The organism is Brevundimonas nasdae (assembly GCF_019395145.1).
Classification (GTDB): Bacteria; Pseudomonadota; Alphaproteobacteria; order Caulobacterales; family Caulobacteraceae; genus Brevundimonas; species Brevundimonas nasdae.
This window is the reverse complement of the sequence record NZ_CP080034.1, coordinates 3,473,285-3,491,124: the sequence shown is the minus strand read 5'-3', so window position 1 is coordinate 3,491,124 and position 17,840 is coordinate 3,473,285. Positions and strand designations below refer to the sequence as shown.

Here is a 17,840-nt window from a genome sequence, read left to right as displayed (position 1 = left end):
CGTTTGCCGCAGGGACAGGCTTGCGTTAGAAGGCCCGCTTCATCCCATTCTAGAGCGTCCTGGCCTTTTATGACCGACACCACTCAATCGCCGCTCGAAGGCAACGTCCTGTTCTACAACAAGCCGGAGCCGCTTGACGCCGCCCAGCACGGCAACCTGGGCGTCAACGCCAAGGCCGAGCCTTACGCCTTCGTCGCCCAGACGAACGTGGTGCCGCTGACGGTGACCGAGTTCGCCGCCGCCGCCCTGTCCTATCCCGTGATCTTTGTCGGCGAGAGCCGCCAGCCGGTCGCCGTCATGGGCCTGAACCAGAACGACAATCTGTTCGTGTCGCCGGAAGGCGTGTTCCGTCACGACGCCTACATCCCCGCCTATGTGCGCCGCTATCCCTTCGTCTTCGCCGACGACAAGGCCAACGGCCGCCTGATCCTGTGCATCGATCGCGGCGCCGACATCGTCGCCGAGGGCGGCGAGAACCCGCTGTTCGTCAATGGCCAGCCCAGCGACTACACGAACATGGCGATGGAGTTCTGCAACAACTTCGAACAGGAGCGCCTGCGCACCGAGTCTTTCGTCAAGCTGGTCAACGAGCTGGACCTGCTGGACGTGCGCGAAGCCCTGTTCACGCCGCGCGACGAGAACGGCGCCCCCGGCGAGCCGCAGAAGATCGCCGAATACTACGCCGTTTCGGAAGACAAGCTGCGCGCCCTGTCGCCTGAAAAGCTGGCCGAACTGCGCGACAACGGCGCCCTGGGCCAGATCTACGCCCACCTGGTGTCGCTGCTGGGCTGGGATCGTCTGATCGCCCTGGCCTTCGTGCGCAACCAGACCGCCGCGACCGTCAACTAAGACGTCTCAAGGCCTGAAAAGATTTCGCCCCGCTGGTTCGACCAGCGGGGCGTTTTCATTTCAGCGGCGCGAAAACAGCGCTCGCGTCAGGCACGAGAAAACCAGCCGCCCCGCCTCATCCAGCAGGTCATGAGAGGCGATGACGATGCCCTTTTCGTCGCCGACCGGGTCCTTGCCCATCACGGTCATGCGGCCGCGCAGCAGCTCGCCTGCGGGCGGATTGCGCAGATAGCGCAGGGCGTCGACGGCCAGCACCTTGGTCTGGGCCCAGTGCGCCGCCTTGTCCGCCGCCAGACGGCTCCACAGCACATAGACCATGGCGTCCGGCGCCCCATAGGCGGTGTCCCAGCCGGGCTGGAACCGTTCGGTGAACAGGTCCATCGCCTCCTGGTCGACCGCACAGGCGCCCAGAGGCACGACCTGACCGGTCTCAAGGTCTTCGAAATGGACGAACAACGGGTCGCTCATGGCGTCTCTCAGTTCTCGCGTCAGGCCGGTTCTTCGGAAACGCGGACCAGCAGCTTGCCGTCGTGATCGCCGGTGAACAAGCGGTTCAGCGAAGTGACGGCCCCTTCCAGCCCGTCATCCACGTGCACCTTCCACTTCACCTGGCCATCGATCAGCCAGGGCGCCATTTCGGCGGCCATTTCCTGAGCGCGGTGCGCGTAGTCCAGGACCAGGAAGCCCTGCACGTCCAGCCGATGGGTGATGATGCGCGCGAAGTTCGGCGACGGCGGCGCCTTGGTGGCGTTGTAGGACGAAACCAGACCACAGACCGCCATGCGGCCATGCACCTTCAACCGGTTGAAGACGGCGATCATGATGTCGCCGCCGACATTCTCGAAATTCAGATCGACGCCGTCCGGCGCCAGCCGGTCCAGCGCCTCGCCCACATCCTCGTTCTTGTAGTCGATGGCCGCGTCGAACCCCAGTTCGCCGGTCAGCCAGGCGCATTTCTCCGGTCCGCCCGCAATGCCGATGACCCGACAGCCGCGCTGTTTGGCGATCTGACCGGCGATCGAGCCGACGGCGCCCGCCGCCGCCGATATCACCAGGGTCTCGCCTCCCTTGGCCTTGAGCACGTCGGTCACGCCGAAATAGGCCGTCAGACCCGTCATGCCCAAAACCGACATATTGGCCGTCAATTGCAAGCCGGGCGCACGGTGGATCGGACGCAGCGCCTGCTCCCTGACCACAGCGTAGTCCGCCCAGCCCCCCGACAGGGGTGATACGACGTCGCCGACACGGAACCGCGACGACCGCGTCGCCTCCACCACCCCCAGCGTCAGTCCGCGCATGACCTCGCCCAGGGCGACCGGCGGCAGATAGCCTTCGGAATCATTCATCCATGTGCGGTTGGTCGGGTCCAGCGACAGATAGACGGTCCGGACCAGCACTTCCGATTCCTTCAAATCCGGAATCGGGCTTTCGACCAGCTCCAGATCGCCCTTTTTGATCAAGCCCTTGGGGCGCTGTCGCAGCACCCATTGTCTGTTCATGCCGGCCATCAGGCTTCTCCGCACGTTTCTCCCAACCGCCACCTTGGCCCGCCCGCACCACAGGGTCGAGACGACACGCAAAGAAAAAGGCGACCCAAGCGGGCCGCCTTGAAGTGGCATCATCGAGAATGAGGCGCGGAGGCGACAGATTGGCTGTCGCCAATCTCAAGTCGGGGGGGGCGTCGCCGCCTCCGCAGACCGATAACGAGGCGCCAGAACACTGGTTCCCCGGCGCATACGCTTTTTTCGAACCCATGCCGGATCATTTGGGTGAGACGCATGAAAAAGCCCCGTCGCCGAAGGGGACGGGGCTTTCGCAATATGATCGAGGCGTCGCCTTATGCGGCTTCGCGCTGGCGCGACGGGTGGAAGAACAGCGCCTGGCTGATCGCCGCCTTCACCGTTTCCGGCTGGAAGGGTTTGGTGATCAGGAAGGTCGGCTCAGGCCGTTCGCCGGTCAGCAACCGCTCGGGGAAGGCGGTGATGAAGATGACGGGGACATCGAAGTCCTTGAGGATCTCCTTGACCGCATCAATGCCCGACGAACCATCGGCCAGCTGAATATCAGCCAAGACCAGACCCGGACGATGGCGGGCCACAGCCTCGATGGCTTCGTCGTGGGTGGTGGCGGCGCCGGTCACGCGGTGGCCCAGCTCCTTCACCAGGCTTTGGATGTCGGCCGAGATGATGGCCTCGTCTTCGATGACCAGGACGTCCGTGGCCAGTTCGGCGTCGATGTCGGATTGGGCGTCGGCGATCAGACGTTCAACATCACGCGGGTCAGCGCCCAGGATCTGGGCGGCTTCGGAAGGGGTGAAGCCTTCCAGCGCGGTCAGAAGGAAGGCCTGACGCGAACGCGGCGCGATCAGCAGCAGGCGGCGGGACGCATCGTCGCGGCCTTCGGTCGGTCCCTTGTCTTCCAACTGAGCGCCTGTGGCGGACCAGATGGTGTGGAAGACGTGATACAGGGCGACGCGCGGCGTCATTTCGGGAGACAGCTGCTGTTCGCCAGCCGCCAGGGCCTCAAGCGCTACGCGTACATAATTATCGCCCGTCGCCTGATCGCCGGTTAGCGCCCGCGCGTAACGGCGGACGTAAGGCAGGTGAGGCGCAAGTCTAGCCAGAAGGCTCATTCCGGTTTTTCCCCGACTAATCGGCCCTCTCGATCCGCGAGAAAGCGCTACAGCGAACAGAAACGTATTGGACACGGCACGGTTCCATATCATCAGAGAAGCTTGAGCATTAAAAGCGATTGATGCGGAACCGTGCAGGGTGGCGGGCGTTAAGCCTGCTGCATTTCTGCACTGCAGTTGGGTGGGCGGTGTTCTGTCTATGATTGATTCTACTGAGACTTCGCGGCGCACGGACGTCGACGAGCATGATGAGGTGGTGCTCGAAGAAGCCCGACTGCGCCAGCAGGCCATCGGGGTGAAGCTGCGTCATATGTTCGATGAAGTGGTGAATGAGCCGGTTCCGGACGAGTTTCTCGACATCTTGCGACGAGCCGATGAACGCTCGTCTGGGGGCGCCGCATGAGCACCTCGCGCCTGGGCGCTGCGCCCAAGCCTCCGTCGGCGGACGATAACGCCTTCAAACATGAGCTTGTCGCGCTGATCCCGCATCTGCGCGCCTTCGCCCGAACCCTGACCGGTGATCCGACCGCCGCCGACGATCTGGCGCAGGACGCCATGATGAAGGCCTGGGACGCCCGCGCCAGCTATCAGATGGGCACAAACATGAAGGCCTGGACCTTCATGATCCTGCGCAACCAGTTCTATTCCGAAAAGCGCCGGTCGTGGCGTCAGTCGCAGCTGGACCAGGAGGCCGCCGAACGCACCCTGGTCGCCGTCGACGACCCGGAAGCCCCGGTCGCCCTGGACGAATTGCGTCAGGCCCTGAAAACCCTGCCCGAAGAACAGCGCGAAGCCTTGATTCTGGTCGGCGCAGGCGGCTTCGCCTACGAAGAGGCGGCTGAAATCTGCGGATGCGCCGTCGGCACGGTCAAGAGCCGCGTCAGCCGTGCGCGCCGCGCCCTTCAGGCCACGCTGGAACGGGGCGGCTATGACCGCGACGGCAAGGCGGCGGGTGACGCCATGCGCAGCATTCTGGGAGAAGCAGACCGTCTCAGCGGCGCCCGAGGATAGGCTTCGTTGACCGCCGAAATCAGGCCGTCGGGGCGAGAAAAGGACCATCGGCGCAAGCCGAAGCTGTCGCGCGGCTGGGATTCAGAGCGGTTTCAGGGCATCCGTTTTCGACTGGGCGTCGCCATGGCGGCGGCTCTGCTGCCGATCTTCATCCTGAGCCTTATCCAGACGCAGGCTGATTTCCGGCAACAGGCGCAGGATCGGCAGGTCGGACTGCAACTGGCCGCCGAACGTTCCGCCGACAACGCCAAGGCGCAGTTGGACAGCGCCCATATCCTGCTGCGCGCCCTGGCGCCGGACGCCATAGGTCCCTACTGCGCGTCCCGCCTGACCGCCCTGGTGAACCAGCTTGAGGGCTATGAAGGCCTTTATCGACTGAACGCGGGGGGCCAGGCCATCTGCGCCTCCGGCCGCAGCGACGGCGCAAGGTCGGACGTGGCCCCCGCGTCCGAAGCCCCTTGGTTCCGGCGACTGAAAGGCGGCGAAAGCCTGGTGGTGGAGCGCGCGCCCGCCAGTTCCGGCTATCAGGCCGCGCTGATCATCGCCATCCGCGCGGAACGGCCGATGGGCGCGTTCGACGGCGCCATGGCGGCGGTCATTCCGCTGTCGGTCCTGCAGCCGAACACCCATGACCGCGCCCTGCCCGCAGGTTCCGACGCCGCCATCGCCGATTCCACGGGACGGCTTCTGGTCGCCAGCAATCCTGAAGCCTTCGTCCTGAACCAGAGCGGCAAGGTCGGCAGTTGGATCAAACGCGCCAGCGAGCACGGCTCGTCGGTGTTCGAGGCCAGGGACACCGGCGGGCACCGGCGTGATTATTCCGCGGCGCCCCTGGCCGGCGGCGACCTGTACGCCCTGCTGTCCGCCCCCGCACCCGGCCTGCTGTCCTGGGCGCGGCTCAATCCGATCAGCACCCTGCTCCTGCCCCTGGGCGCCTGGCTGACGGCGTTTGCGGCGGTGATGCTGTTGTCGGAGCGCATCTTCATCCGCTGGCTGGACTATCTGGAGCGGGTTGCGGCCATCTACGCCAAGGGCCGGTTCTCGGTGCGTCCGCTGCAGGCGATGAACGCCCCGTCCGAAATCCGCATCATGGCCAAGACCCTGGACGAGATGGCCGAGGCCATCACCGAGCGCGACATCGAACTGAATGCCTCGCTGGCGGAAAAGGACGCGCTGATGCGCGAGATCCACCACCGGGTGAAGAACAACCTGCAGATCATCTCGTCCCTGCTGTCGATGCAGCAGCGCGCTCTGACGGACGCCCCGGCCAAGGCTGCGCTGGGGGATACGCGCCAGCGGATTTCAGCCCTGGCCCTGATCTATCGCACCCTTTACCAGAGCGAGGACATCCGCCACGCCGACGCCAAGGTCTTCCTGACCGAACTGGTCGGCCAGTTGATCGCCAGCGAGGCGGGGCGCGGCCCCTTGGTCACCAGTTCGGTGGAGGCCGACAGCCTGTTTGTCGACCCGGACAAGCTGGCGCCCCTGGCCCTGTGGCTGGTCGAGGCGGTGACCAACGCCCAGAAACACGCCTTCGCCGGGCGCGGCGGCGAACTCAAAGTCCGCTTCAAGGTCAATGGCGACACCAGCCTGCTGGAGGTCGAGGACGACGGCCCCGGCGCCGCCGGGATCGCAGAGGCCGGGGTGGGCCGCACCCTGATGGGGGCCTTCGCCAAACAGCTGCGCGGCGAGGCCGAAATCGTCGAGGCGCCGTCAGGCGGCGCCATCGCCCGCATGACCTTTGTCACCCCTGAGGCCCTGACGCCCAACGATCCGACCGACAAGGCCGGAACCGCCGCCAAAGCGTCGCGTTAGACCAGCGAACCGACGCCCCTCGACGTCGGCAATCTGGAGAGACACCCATGCGCAAGATCTTTATTCTGGTCGCCGCCGCCGCAGCCCTGACCACCGCCGCCTGCAACACGGTTGAAGGCGTGGGCCGCGACACCGCCGCCGCCGGCCACGCCGTCACCGGCGCCGCCCAGGACGCCAAGAACTAATCCGAAAGCGGCCACGCCGCGCCAAAGACGCTTGCAAGGCCCCGCTCCGCCGGGGCCTTGTTCGTTTCAAGACCGCCTCAGGAGATCGCTGTGAACCAGACCGCCCGCAACGCCGGCCTCGCCCTGCTGAAACAGCACGCCCTGATCGCTGGAGAACCGATCCCTGCGAAGGGCGGCGGCATCGCCGTGGACGATCCGGCGACCGGCGACATCATCGGCCACGTCCCCGATCTGGGCGCCAAAGAGACCGAGGCCGCCATCCAGGCCGCCGCCGACGCCTTCACCGACTGGTCCCGTTCCGATCCGCACAAGCGCGCGGCCTTCCTGCGCGCCTGGGCCGCCTTGATCGACGAGAACACCGAAGGTCTGGGCGCCCTGATGGCGCTGGAGAACGGCAAGCCGTTCGAAGAGGCCAAGGGCGAGGTCGCCTACGCCAACAGCTTCCTGAAATGGTTCGCCGGTCAGGCCGAGCGGCTGATCGGCGAGACGCAGGACAGCCCCCTGGGCCATCTGATCCTGACCTATCGCGAGGCGATCGGGCCGTGCGCCCTGATCACGCCGTGGAACTTCCCCGCCGCCATGCTGACGCGCAAGCTGGGACCGGCCTTCGCCGCAGGCTGCACCGCCGTGGTCAAGCCCGCCAGTCAGACCCCCTTCACCGCCATCGCCCTGGCGGAACTGGCCTATCAGGTAGGACTGCCCAAGGGCGCCCTGTCCATCGTGACGGGCGACGCGGCTAACATCGGCAAGGTGCTGACCGACAGTCCCCTGATCCGCAAGCTGAGCTTCACCGGCTCGACCGGCGTGGGCCGCAAACTGGCCGAACAGTGCGCCCCGACGCTGAAGCGGGTGTCGATGGAGCTGGGCGGCGCGGCGCCCCTGATCGTCTTCGCCGACGCCGATCTTGATCTGGCGGTGACGGAAACCATCAAGGGCAAGTTCAGGAACTCCGGCCAGACCTGCGTCTGCCCAAACCGCGTCTATGTCGAACGTGCGGTCGCCGAGGCCTACGCCGAAAAACTTGCCGCCGAGGTGGCCCGGATCAAGGTCGGCGCCGCCTTCGACGAAGGCGTCAAGGTCGGCCCGCTGATCGAGGAAAAGGCCATCGACAAGGTCGAGAAGCACGTCGCGGCGGTCAGGGCCGATGGCGGCAAGGTGCTGACCGGCGGATCACGCCATGAATTGGGCGGGCGCTTCTTCCAGCCGACCGTGACCTTGGGCGGCGACGACGAACTGTTCCGTGAGGAAGAGACCTTTGGCCCGATGATCCCCGTCTTCGCCTTCGACACCGAAGACGAGGCGCTGGAGAAGGCCAACGCCAGCGAGTTCGGCCTGGCGTCCTATCTGTTCACCCGCGACCTGGACCGGGCCATGCGGTTTTCGCGCCGGATCGAGGCGGGGATGTGCGGGGTCAACACCGGCCTGATCTCCACCGCCGTCGCCCCGTTCGGCGGGGTCAAGCAGTCCGGCTATGGCCGCGAAGGCTCAATCCACGGCATCGACGAATATGTGGACATCAAGACGGTGACCCTGGCGCTGAAATAGGCGCATTTCAGACCAGAATCCGGGCGTCTCAGACGGTCAGGGAGATACCCGGCGCACCCAGATCCTTGGCCGCGTCCTCGACCTGTTTCAGGGCCTCGGCGGCGGCTTTTTCCGCCTCGACGCCGTCGCGTTGCTTGGCCGGATCCGCCTTGGCCGCAGCCGCCGACTTGGCCAGGCTCTTGATGCGGTTGGCCAGGTTACGGACGTCCGACAGAAACTCGCGGTCGGCCTTGGCGGCCTCACCGTGGCGCGCGGCCTCGGCGAACCTGACCTCGGCCTCCTGGGCCATGCGCTTGTAGGGATTGGTTTCGGCGCGCGGGTCCGCCGGGTTGGCCGCGGCCTCCTTGTCGCCGTCGCCGGTTTTCTCGTCGGGCTCAGCCGATGTCGTCTGGGCGTTCTGGGCGTTCTGGGCGTTGGCCCCCGCCTCGGCGCCGTCGCCCGATGCGGCCTGAGCTGACGCGGCGTCTGGCGATGAGGCGGTCGCGGACGCCGGGGCGGGCGTCGCCCCCAGATCACCAACAGAGCCGCCTGCGCCGGTGTAGCCCTTGACCGCAGACTTCAGCTCGCGCGCCAGTTGGGCCAGCACCTTGGGATCGACCGAACCGCTCATCTGCAGCATCCGCAGGCGGGCCTTGATCTGATCCACCTTCTGTTTGGCGGCCGCCTTGCGCTGTTCCGACGCCTGGCTGGAGGAGGCCGAGTTCATCTGTTTCAGCGTCGCCACCGCCGACTGGGCGTCACGCAGCTTGGTCTCGGCGCGATCCTGGGCGGCCTTTTCGCGCTGGGCGCGGCCTTCGGCCAGGACATTGACCATGGATGTGGCGGACGAGACGTTCATGGGCGAAGAGTCTGGACCGCACCGCTTAATGACCTGTGAATTACGCTACGCCTCGCCCTCGCCTCGGTCTTTTGGCATAAGCCCGCGATGAAGTTCCTCGACCAGGCAAAAATCTACATCCGTTCCGGCAATGGCGGCGCGGGCTCCGTGTCGTTCCGACGCGAGAAATTCATTCCCAACGGCGGTCCCGACGGCGGCGACGGCGGCAAGGGCGGCGACGTCTGGATCGAGGCGGTCGAGGGGCTGAACACCCTGATCGACTATCGCTACCAGCAGCATTTCAAGGCCCAGACCGGCCACCACGGCCAGGGCCGCCAGATGCACGGCGGCAAGGGCGATGACATCCATCTGAAGGTGCCCGTCGGCACCCAGGTGCTGGACGAAGACAAGGAAACCGTCCTGCTGGACCTGGATAAGCCCGGCAAGATCGAGATGCTGCTGAAGGGCGGCAACGGCGGCTGGGGCAATGTGCGCTTCAAGGGGCCGATCAACCAGGCGCCGACCCACGCCAATCCGGGCCAGGAAGGTCAGGAGCGCTGGATCTGGCTGCGTCTGAAGCTGATCGCCGACATCGGTCTGGCGGGCCTGCCCAATGCGGGCAAGTCGACCTTCCTGTCCGCCGCCAGCGCCGCGCGCCCCAAGGTCGCCGACTATCCCTTCACCACCCTGACGCCGAACCTGGGCATGGTGGACCTGTCGCCGTCCGAGCGGTTCGTCATCGCCGACATTCCCGGCCTGATCGAAGGCGCCAGCGAAGGCGCAGGCCTGGGAACGCGCTTCCTGGGCCACGTCGAGCGGTCGGCCAGCCTGATCCATCTGATCGACGGCACCCAGGACGATGTGGTCGCCGCCTATCATGTCATTCGCGGCGAACTGGAAGCCTATGGCGAAGGCCTGGGCGACAAGGCCGAGATCCTGGCCCTGAACAAGATCGACGCCCTGTCGCCTGAAGAGCGCGAGGAAAAGGCCGCCCAACTGCAGGCCGCCGCCGGCCGCCGCCCCATGCTGGTCTCCGGCGTCTCGGGCGAGGGCGTCCCCGCCTTGCTTCGCGCCGCCTGGGCCGAGGTGAAGAAGACGCGCGGCGCCCTGGCCGAGGAAAGCGACGCCGGTCAGGTCACCGGCTGGCAGCCCTGATCCGCCGTTCCGCCTGAAATCAGAAATCGCCGCCCGTCCGCGCAGGCGGCGATTTTCGATGCTATGGCTTGGCCTCGTCCGAGATGAAGCTGGAGCGTTCGGCCCTGATGCGTCGCTTTTTCATAGGATCAGCCGCCGCCGCCCTGATCGGCCTGCTGCTCGCGGGCGTCGCCTACTGGGCCTACTGGCATTTCCATGCGCGCTTCCAGCCGGTGACGATCAACCGCAATCAGGCGCAGATCCAACGGCTGCTGGACGAGGCCTCGTGGGTGTCGGACGGCGCAGGCGGCCAGGCCGTCTATATCGTCAGCTACCGCGACAGCGCCTCGGCCCAACGCTATGAGCGCGAAGAGGCCGCCAAGCTGCGGGCGGCGGGCGTCGAGGTCCGCTACATCGTCTTCGCTCGGGCCGACCGCGAGGGCCTGGCCCAGTCCACGGCGGCGGAACGGGCCACGGTCGCTGAACTGTGGTTGAGCCGCGACTGGATGCTGCACCAACGCTGGATGGCCACCCCGTCGCGCAGTTGGACGGCGGCGGGCGTGCCCCAGGCGGACGGCAATCTGGCCCGCACGGCGGTCGTGGACGCCAGCCGCCAGTTCGACGAACAGTTGAGCCTGTTGCTGAAACAGGCGGGCGTGCGGGTGACCTATCCGCTGATCCTGTGGCGCGACCGGCAGGGTTTCCTCAAGGCCTGCGCCTGCGTCGACAGCCGGTCCTGGTCCGCCCTGCGCGATGATCTGAGCGCGCCCGACCGCGTGGGCCAGCCAGCGCCGGATGAGGAGGTGATCAACCCGGTCGAGGAGCCCCTGCAGATCGAGCCGGTCCAACCCGCCGCCCCCGCCGATGACGGCGCCCTGCCCTATCCCAAACTGTCGCCCACGCCGGCTGCCGCAGCGCCGTCCGAGCCCTATGCGCCCTATCCGCTGGCCCGTCCCGAGCCTCTGCCTGGCCCGTTCGCGCCAACAGCGCCGCAGCCGCAGCCTCGTCCTCAGTCCCAGCCTCAGGCCCGGCCTCAGGCCCGGCCGCCTGCGCCTTCACAACCGCGTCCGCGTCCGCCCGCGACGACACGCCATGCCCCGCAGGCCCAGAAGCAGGACGATACGACCTTCTATTAGAGGGCTCGACAGGCAGCGATCAGGCGCTCCACGTCCGCCTCGTCCTGATAGAAGCCGAAGCCGAAGCGGATCACATCGTCTCGCACGTCAGTGACGATGTCGGCCTCAAGCAGGCGCGCCTGCCAAGTCTTGGCGTCAGCGTGGCGCAGGGCCAGGAAGCGGGCGCGCGGCGCGTCAGCATCCACGGGATTGAGGATTTCAGCCTGGTCCAACACGCCGGCCTGTCCCGACTGGACGGCGGTCTGGAACTGCTGCGCCAGGGCGCGGGCATGGGCGGCGACATCGGCGGTCGTCAGGCCCTGATCCGCCAGCATCCCGCGCACGGCGTTGAAACGGTACAGGGCCGAACAGTCGAAGGTGGCGCCCCAGAAACGGCCGCCGTCAGAACGATACTGAACCCCGCCGGGTGGACCGGACAGGTCGCCGAACTCCGCAAACCAGCCAGTGACGACGGGGCGAGGGCAGAAGCCGGGCGGCGCGTGCAGGAAACAGGCCCCCTCCCCCGCCATGGCGTACTTATAACCGCCTGCGACATAGAAGATGCGGTCCGCCACCTTTGACAGATCGGTCGGAGTCGCCATGAAGCCGTGATAGCCGTCAACCAGCACCCACGGCCCCTCGGGCCGCGCCAGATCGGCCAGGTCCTCGAACCGGTCGAACACGCCGCCGGTGCGGAAGAAGACCTGGCTGACCATGATCCAGTCATGCTGACCTTCACGCGCCGCAGCGACGAACCGCTCGGCAAAGGTGTCGAAGGGCGCCAGCGGGATGCGGGTGACCACCGCCTCGCCCGCCTCCTGCCAGCGTTCGACCTGTCGGCGGAACGAGTGGAACTCGCCGTCCGTCGCCAGAATACGGACCGGCTTCTTCTCGAACCCCGAGAACAGCCGCAGCAGGAAATCGTGGGTGTTGGACGAAAAGACCAGACTGTCCGGCGACGGCAGGCCCAGTTCCTTCGCGACATTCGCCTGCGCCTGCGGGATCACCTGGCCGAACAACAGATCCCATTTGTTGTCGGCATGGATGTTGGCGTCGATCCAGGCCTGCTCTTGAGCCTCGAAACTGACGTCGGGCCACAAGTGATGGCTGTGCGCGGCGAAATGCAGCCGCTCCGGGGCCAGCGACAGGGCGCGGGAGAAGAGGGACTTGTAGCTCATCCCTCTTCTTTAGCCGTCGAAGTTGAACCCACCAAGATGCGGTCAGCCGACAGCGCGCCTCATGCGCTCAAGCAGCGAGCCGCCGCGCGGCGAGCGATAGCGCCCGCGCGTAGCGCGACCTCTTAGACCAGCGCCCCGTGGCAGTGCTTGAACTTACGGCCCGAGCCGCAGGGGCAAGGGGCGTTGCGGCCGGTGACTTCCCACCCGGCAGGCAGGGCGTCGATGGGCAGGCGTGAACGCTCGTCCCCGATCAGCGTGCCCTCAGGGTTCTGCGCCTGCGGGTTGGTCATCTCGTTTTCGCCGGTGCCGGGGTTCAGGTGGATTTCCTGGAACTCGGGCATTTCAGGCGGCGCCTGGAAGCGGAACTCGACCGTCATCAGCCAGCGGGTGACGTTGTGGCGCAGGTCATAGAGCAGGCTTTCAAACAGGTTGAAGGCTTCGGTCTTGTACTCATTCAGCGGGTCGCGCTGACCATAGCCGCGCAGACCGATGACGCCGCGCAGGTGGTCCAGATGGACCAGATGCTCGCGCCACTGCATGTCGATCATCTGCAGCATGAACTGCTTTTCCAGACCGCGCGTCTGGTCGGCGCCGATCTGTTCCAGACGTTCGGCGGCGCGGGCGTCGGCGGCGGCCAGAAGACGCTCCTCGATCTCTTCGTTGGACACGCCTTCCTCGGCGGCCCAGTCATGCAGCGGCAGTTCCAGACCCAGGGTCGAGCGGACGCGTTCGTCCAGGCCGTCGATGTCCCACTGCTCGGCGTAGGCCTTGGGCGGCATGTAACGCTCGACCAGGTCGGAGACCACGTCGCGGCGGAAGTCGCCGACCAGTTCCGACAGATCCTCGGAGTCCATGAACTCCTGGCGCTGCTCGAACACGGCCTTGCGCTGGTCGTTCACGACGTCGTCGTATTTCAGCAGGTTCTTGCGGATGTCGTAGTTGCGGGTCTCGACGCGTTTCTGGGCGGTTTCGATGGCGCGGTTCAGCCAGGGGTGGGTGATGGCCTCGCCCGGCGCCACGCCGAAGGTCTTCATGATCGAGTCCAGACGATCACCGGCGAAGATGCGCAGCAGGTCGTCCTCGCAGGACAGATAGAATTTCGAGGTGCCGGGGTCGCCCTGACGGCCGGTGCGGCCGCGCAGCTGGTTGTCGATGCGGCGGCTTTCGTGGCGCTCGGTGCCCAGGACGAACAGGCCGCCCGCCGCCATCGCCTGTTCCTTCAGGACCGCGATCTCGGCCTTGAACTCGGCCTCCTTGGCGACTTCCATCTCGTGGGTGACTTCGACAGCCAGATTGCGCTGCTCCAGCAGCCACTTCTGCATCTTCATCTCGAGGTTACCACCGAGCTGGATGTCGGTGCCGCGGCCCGCCATGTTGGTGGCGATGGTCACCGAGCCGGGCAGGCCCGCGTCGGCGACGATATAGGCTTCCTGTTCGTGCTGGCGCGCGTTCAGGACGCTGTGCGGGATGCCGCGCAGCTTGGTCTCGTAGGTGATGTCATAGGCGGCGTCGCCGATCTTTTCGGCTTCCTTGGCCTTGCCTGCATATTCCTTCTTCAGGGTGCGCGAGACCTCGACCTTGTGCTCGTAGCGGTTCAGCAGGTCCGACAGCTGCTCCGAACGCTCGATCGACACGGTGCCGACCAGGATGGGCTGGCCCGCCAGATGGCATTCGGCGATCTGTTTGGCGATCGCCTGGTTCTTCTCGTCGTGGGTGCGATAGACTTCGTCGTCGTAGTCCTTGCGCTGGATCGGCCGGTTGGTCGGCACCTCCAGCACGTCCATCTTGTAGATGTCGCCGAATTCCTGGGCCTCGGTCGCCGCCGTGCCGGTCATGCCCGAAAGTTTGTCGTACAGGCGGAAGTAGTTCTGGATCGTCACCGAGGCCAGCGTCTGGTTCTCGGGCTGGATCTTGACGTCCTCCTTGGCCTCGATGGCCTGGTGCAGACCTTCGGACAGGCGGCGGCCCGTCATCATGCGGCCCGTGAACTCGTCGATCAGGACGATCTCGCCGTCCTTGATGATGTAGTCCTTGTCGCGCTGGTACAGGGTGTTGGCGCGCAGGGCCTGGTTGGAGTGGTGGACCAGGCTGATGTTGGCGGCGTCGTACAGGCCGGTGGTGTCGGCAGCGAAATGCCCGCCGCGCTCCAGCGCCTCTTCGATCCGCTCGGAGCCCAGTTCGGTCAGCAGGACCTGTTTCTGCTTTTCGTCGAGCTCGTAGGTGTCCTTGTCCTTGATCAGATCTTTGATCAGGCTGTCCAGGATCTTGTAGAGGTCCGAACGGTCTTCCGTCGGGCCGGAGATGATCAGAGGCGTGCGCGCCTCATCGATCAGGATGGAGTCGACTTCATCGACGATGGCGAAGTTGTGCGGGCGCTGCACCATCTCGCGGCGGTCATAGACCAGGTTGTCGCGCAGATAGTCGAAGCCGAATTCGTTGTTGGTGCCGTAGGTGACGTCGGCGTTGTAGGCCTGCTGGCGCTGGCCCTGGCTCAGGCCGTTGACGATCACGCCGACCTCCAGACCCAGGAAACGATAGACCTTGCCCATCGTCTCGGCGTCGCGGCGGGCCAGATAGTCGTTCACGGTGATGACGTGCACGCCCTTGCCCGGCAAGGCGTTCAGATAGACGGGGGCCACGGCGACCAGGGTCTTGCCTTCGCCGGTGCGCATTTCAGCAATGCCGCCTTCGTTCAGGATCATGCCGCCGGCCAGCTGCACGTCGTACTGACGCTGGCCCAGCACCCGCTTGGAGGCCTCGCGCACGACGGCGAAGGCTTCCGGCAGGATCTTGTCCAGGGTTTCGCCATTGGCCAGACGGTCGCGGAAGGCGTCCGTCATCATGCGCAGTTCGTCGTCGGACAGGGCCGCGAACTTCGGCTCCAACGCATTGATGCGCTGGGCGTGGTCCTGGAAGGCCTTGACCTTGCGGTCGTTGGAAGAGCCGAAAAGTTTCTTGGCGAAGCCGAGCATGTTGGATCCGGTAAGCGGTCGAGCGTCTGCGAGCTGGGCGGCTCTGAAATCCCGTTAGGGGCGGCGATAGGGGCGCTTCAAGAGAGGCCCGAACCGATGGCGGCCCCGGAGCGCCGCAAGCTGGCGCGCGCGAAGGGCCGCGCAGACGATCAAAACCCCTCGACTTGGGCGCAGCCGGGACTTAAGCACCGCCCTAACCCCTGTCAACGCGAGGGGCTTTCGGCCGCCTTCGACGGAGCGCCCCATTGACCCCATTCCGGCGGCCCATCAGCACCCTTACCGTGACGCTTGTGGCGGCGACACTGGCGGTTTCAGCCTGTTCGCGTGGCGGCGGTACGGACCATGCGCCTGAACCGGGCGATCGGGCGGTGGCCAAGGTCCAGTCGGAAACCATCTGGGCCTCGGACGTGAAACGCGAGGCGGTGGCGCAGGGTCTGATCGGCGAAGGCGAGCCGCTGGACGTGACATCGGACCTGTTCCGGCGCGTTCTGGACGAGGTCATCGACCAGAAACTTCTGGCCAAGGAGGCCGAACGCCGCCGTCTGGACGATTCGCCGCTGGCCCAGCGCCGCCTGGAGGCGACCCGCGAACGCATCCTGGGCGACATGCTGGTCGAAAGCGTGGTCAACGGCGCCATTTCCGACCAGGCGGTGCAGAACCTCTATAATGAGCAGCTTCGGCTGGCGAAGACCTCGGAAGAGATCCGCGTCCGCCTGATCCTGTCGCGCACCAAGACCGAGGCCGACGCCGTGATCGGGATTCTGGGTCAGGGTGCCAGTTTCGAGGCCGTGGCGATGGAGCGTTCGGTGGACGAGGCGACGCGCTTCTCCGGCGGCGACCTGGGCTATTCGACGCTGGACGTCATGCCGCAGACCTACGCCAGCGCCCTGCGCGACAAACCGGCCGGCTCCACAGTCGGCCCGTTCCAGACCGAAGGCGGCTGGGCCGTGCTGCGGGTCGAGGACCGCCGCAAGGAGAACCCGCCCACGCTGGAGCAGGCGCGTCCGCAAATTGTCCGCTATCTGACCTATGAAGGGGTGCGACAGTTGCTGGAGCAGCTTCGCAACAAGGCCAAGGTGAACGTCCTGCTGCCCGGTGACGGCGCGCGCCAAGGTCAGGAACCCGCCTCCGCCCAGGGCGCCAGCCAGGCGCCCGACCAGACCTCCAACCCGACCAACACCCCCGCACCGGCCGCCTGACATGACCAAGCCCCCCTCCAAGACCGGCCACAAGATCGAACAGGCCCTGGAACAAGCGCTGGAAAAGGCGCTGGATCCGTTCGCCACGGCGCTGAAACGCGCGACGCGCCCCGGATCGGACGCCCCCGCCGCCGGAAAGCCCGGTCTGGCGATTTCGCCCCTGGCCGTGCCCTTCCCCGCCATTCCGCCCATCGGCGGAGTCGAGATCGCCACCGCCCGCGCGGGCTTCTACAAACATGAGCGCGACGATCTGGTGGTGTTCCGCTTTGCGCGCGGCACCAGCTGCGCCGGGGTCTTCACCCGCCACAAGATCGGCTCGGCGCCGGTCGACTGGTGCAAGAAACAGCTGGGATCGGCCGAAGGCGGCAAGGATGTGCGCGCCCTGGTGGTCAACGCCGGCTGCGCCAACGCCTTCACCGGCAAGGCCGGGGCCGATGCGGCGCGCCGCACGGCCTCGGAGGTCGCCAAACGCTTCGGCTGCCGCCAGCGCGACGTCATGCTGGCCTCGACCGGGGTGATCGGCGTGGTGCTGGACGAAAAGAAGATCATCGCCAAACTGCCTGAGGTCGAACAGGGGCTGGATTCCGACGCCTGGGCCAAGGCCGGTCGCGGCATCATGACCACCGACACCTTCCCCAAGGGCTCCTACGCCGAGGCCGAGATCGAGGGCTACAAGGTCCGCATCGCCGGGATCGCCAAGGGGTCGGGCATGATCGCGCCGGACATGGCGACCATGCTGGCCTTCATCGTCACAGACGCGGACATCCATCCCAATGTTCTGCAGGCGCTGCTGGGCCTGCACGTCCGCACCACCTTCAACTCGGTGACCGTGGACGGCGACACCTCGACCAATGACACGGCCCTGCTGTTCGCCACGGGGACATCGGGCGCGCCGCGCATCGGGCGCGTGGGCGACCGCCGCCTCAAGAGCTTCTCGGCGGCGTTGGACAAGGTGATGCTGGACCTGGCGCACCAACTGGTGCGCGACGGCGAGGGCGCGACCAAATTCGTCAAGGTGACGGTGGACGGCGCCGCCAGTCCGGCGTCAGCACGAAAACTGGCCAAGTCGATCGCCGACAGTCCCCTGGTCAAGACCGCTATCGCAGGGCAAGACGCCAACTGGGGCCGGGTCGTCATGGCGGTCGGCAAGACGGAAGAACCGGTCGACCGCGACCATCTGGCCATCTGGTTCGGCCCGCACGAGGCCGCCATCGACGGCGCCCCGTCCCCGACCTATGACGAGGCCAAGATGACCGCCTATATGAAGAACCCCGAGATCGACATCACCGTCGACGTGGGTTCGGGCCGGGCGTCGGCGACGGTTTGGACCTGCGACCTGACCAAGGGCTATATCGAGATCAACGGCGACTACCGCTCGTGACTGACGC

16 protein-coding genes are annotated in these 17,840 nt (G+C 66.2%); 10 read left to right on the top strand and 6 right to left on the bottom strand.

Annotated features, from left to right (window positions below; translation table 11 throughout):
- The first annotated feature begins 69 nt into the window (after window positions 1–69).
- Entirely contained in the window at window positions 70–849 is a 780-nt protein-coding gene (locus KWG56_RS17000) for a SapC family protein (protein ID WP_201100854.1), read from the top strand.
- Between the two features lie 60 nt (window positions 850–909).
- On the opposite strand, the gene KWG56_RS16995 is transcribed toward KWG56_RS17000, so the two are convergent.
- The 3 genes from KWG56_RS16995 to phyR all read right to left on the bottom strand — a co-directional run bounded on the left by KWG56_RS16995 (window position 910) and on the right by phyR (window position 3,481).
- Entirely contained in the window at window positions 910–1,317 is a 408-nt protein-coding gene (locus tag KWG56_RS16995) for a hotdog family protein (RefSeq protein ID WP_201100855.1), read from the bottom strand.
- A 20-nt stretch (window positions 1,318–1,337) separates the two neighbouring features.
- The gene (locus tag KWG56_RS16990) at window positions 1,338–2,357 is read right to left on the bottom strand and encodes an NADP-dependent oxidoreductase (protein WP_219353043.1); all 1,020 of its coding nucleotides are present in this window, start codon (window positions 2,355–2,357) and stop codon (window positions 1,338–1,340) included.
- 329 nt (window positions 2,358–2,686) lie between these two features.
- Window positions 2,687–3,481 carry an anti-anti sigma factor/receiver protein PhyR gene (phyR, locus tag KWG56_RS16985; protein WP_201100857.1) on the bottom strand — a complete coding sequence of 265 codons (795 nt, stop codon included), beginning with the start codon at window positions 3,479–3,481 and terminating at the stop codon, window positions 2,687–2,689.
- 199 nt (window positions 3,482–3,680) lie between these two features.
- Between phyR and nepR the strand changes: the two genes are divergently transcribed.
- From nepR to KWG56_RS16960, 5 genes are all read left to right on the top strand, one after another.
- Window positions 3,681–3,884, top strand: coding sequence for an anti-sigma T factor NepR (nepR, locus tag KWG56_RS16980; protein ID WP_201100858.1), 204 nt, complete (start codon window positions 3,681–3,683; stop codon window positions 3,882–3,884).
- The gene (locus tag KWG56_RS16975; protein WP_201100859.1) at window positions 3,881–4,492 is read left to right on the top strand and encodes a sigma-70 family RNA polymerase sigma factor; all 612 of its coding nucleotides are present in this window, start codon (window positions 3,881–3,883) and stop codon (window positions 4,490–4,492) included. Before nepR ends, KWG56_RS16975 begins: the two co-directional genes overlap by 4 nt.
- A gap of 123 nt (window positions 4,493–4,615) precedes the next feature.
- Window positions 4,616–6,307, top strand: coding sequence for a sensor histidine kinase PhyK (gene phyK / locus KWG56_RS16970; RefSeq protein WP_219355341.1), 1,692 nt, complete (start codon window positions 4,616–4,618; stop codon window positions 6,305–6,307).
- 47 nt (window positions 6,308–6,354) lie between these two features.
- Window positions 6,355–6,492, top strand: coding sequence for an entericidin A/B family lipoprotein (locus tag KWG56_RS16965; protein WP_201100861.1), 138 nt, complete (start codon window positions 6,355–6,357; stop codon window positions 6,490–6,492).
- A 90-nt stretch (window positions 6,493–6,582) separates the two neighbouring features.
- Complete coding sequence (locus KWG56_RS16960; RefSeq protein WP_219353042.1) at window positions 6,583–8,037, top strand: NAD-dependent succinate-semialdehyde dehydrogenase; 1,455 nt, start codon at window positions 6,583–6,585, stop codon at window positions 8,035–8,037.
- A 28-nt stretch (window positions 8,038–8,065) separates the two neighbouring features.
- On the opposite strand, the gene KWG56_RS16955 is transcribed toward KWG56_RS16960, so the two are convergent.
- Window positions 8,066–8,875, bottom strand: a complete 810-nt coding sequence (locus KWG56_RS16955; RefSeq protein WP_219353041.1) for a hypothetical protein — start codon at window positions 8,873–8,875, stop codon at window positions 8,066–8,068.
- An 87-nt stretch (window positions 8,876–8,962) separates the two neighbouring features.
- Between KWG56_RS16955 and obgE the strand changes: the two genes are divergently transcribed.
- Both obgE and KWG56_RS16945 read left to right on the top strand, forming a co-directional pair.
- Window positions 8,963–10,009: a GTPase ObgE gene (gene obgE / locus KWG56_RS16950; RefSeq protein WP_219353040.1), complete on the top strand. Its 1,047-nt coding sequence runs from the start codon at window positions 8,963–8,965 to the stop codon at window positions 10,007–10,009.
- 68 nt (window positions 10,010–10,077) lie between these two features.
- Window positions 10,078–11,124, top strand: a complete 1,047-nt coding sequence (locus KWG56_RS16945; protein WP_244999560.1) for a hypothetical protein — start codon at window positions 10,078–10,080, stop codon at window positions 11,122–11,124.
- Here KWG56_RS16945 and KWG56_RS16940 read toward each other — a convergent pair.
- Both KWG56_RS16940 and secA read right to left on the bottom strand, forming a co-directional pair.
- Window positions 11,121–12,281 carry an aminotransferase class V-fold PLP-dependent enzyme gene (locus KWG56_RS16940; RefSeq protein ID WP_219353039.1) on the bottom strand — a complete coding sequence of 387 codons (1,161 nt, stop codon included), beginning with the start codon at window positions 12,279–12,281 and terminating at the stop codon, window positions 11,121–11,123. The two genes, KWG56_RS16945 and KWG56_RS16940, sit on opposite strands and share 4 nt — an antisense overlap.
- Window positions 12,282–12,403: 122 nt before the next feature.
- On the bottom strand, window positions 12,404–15,253 hold the full coding sequence (gene secA / locus KWG56_RS16935; protein WP_219353038.1) for a preprotein translocase subunit SecA: 2,850 nt from the start codon (window positions 15,251–15,253) through the stop codon (window positions 12,404–12,406).
- Between the two features lie 245 nt (window positions 15,254–15,498).
- Here secA and KWG56_RS16930 point away from each other — a divergent pair, with 245 nt between their 5' ends.
- Together KWG56_RS16930 and argJ are read left to right on the top strand one after the other, a co-directional pair.
- Entirely contained in the window at window positions 15,499–16,452 is a 954-nt protein-coding gene (locus tag KWG56_RS16930; protein ID WP_244999559.1) for a peptidylprolyl isomerase, read from the top strand.
- 1 nt (window position 16,453) lies between these two features.
- Window positions 16,454–17,833 (top strand): bifunctional glutamate N-acetyltransferase/amino-acid acetyltransferase ArgJ, encoded by a 1,380-nt coding sequence (gene argJ, locus KWG56_RS16925; RefSeq protein WP_219353037.1) that lies wholly within the window; start codon window positions 16,454–16,456, stop codon window positions 17,831–17,833.
- The last annotated feature ends 7 nt before the right edge of the window (window positions 17,834–17,840 follow it).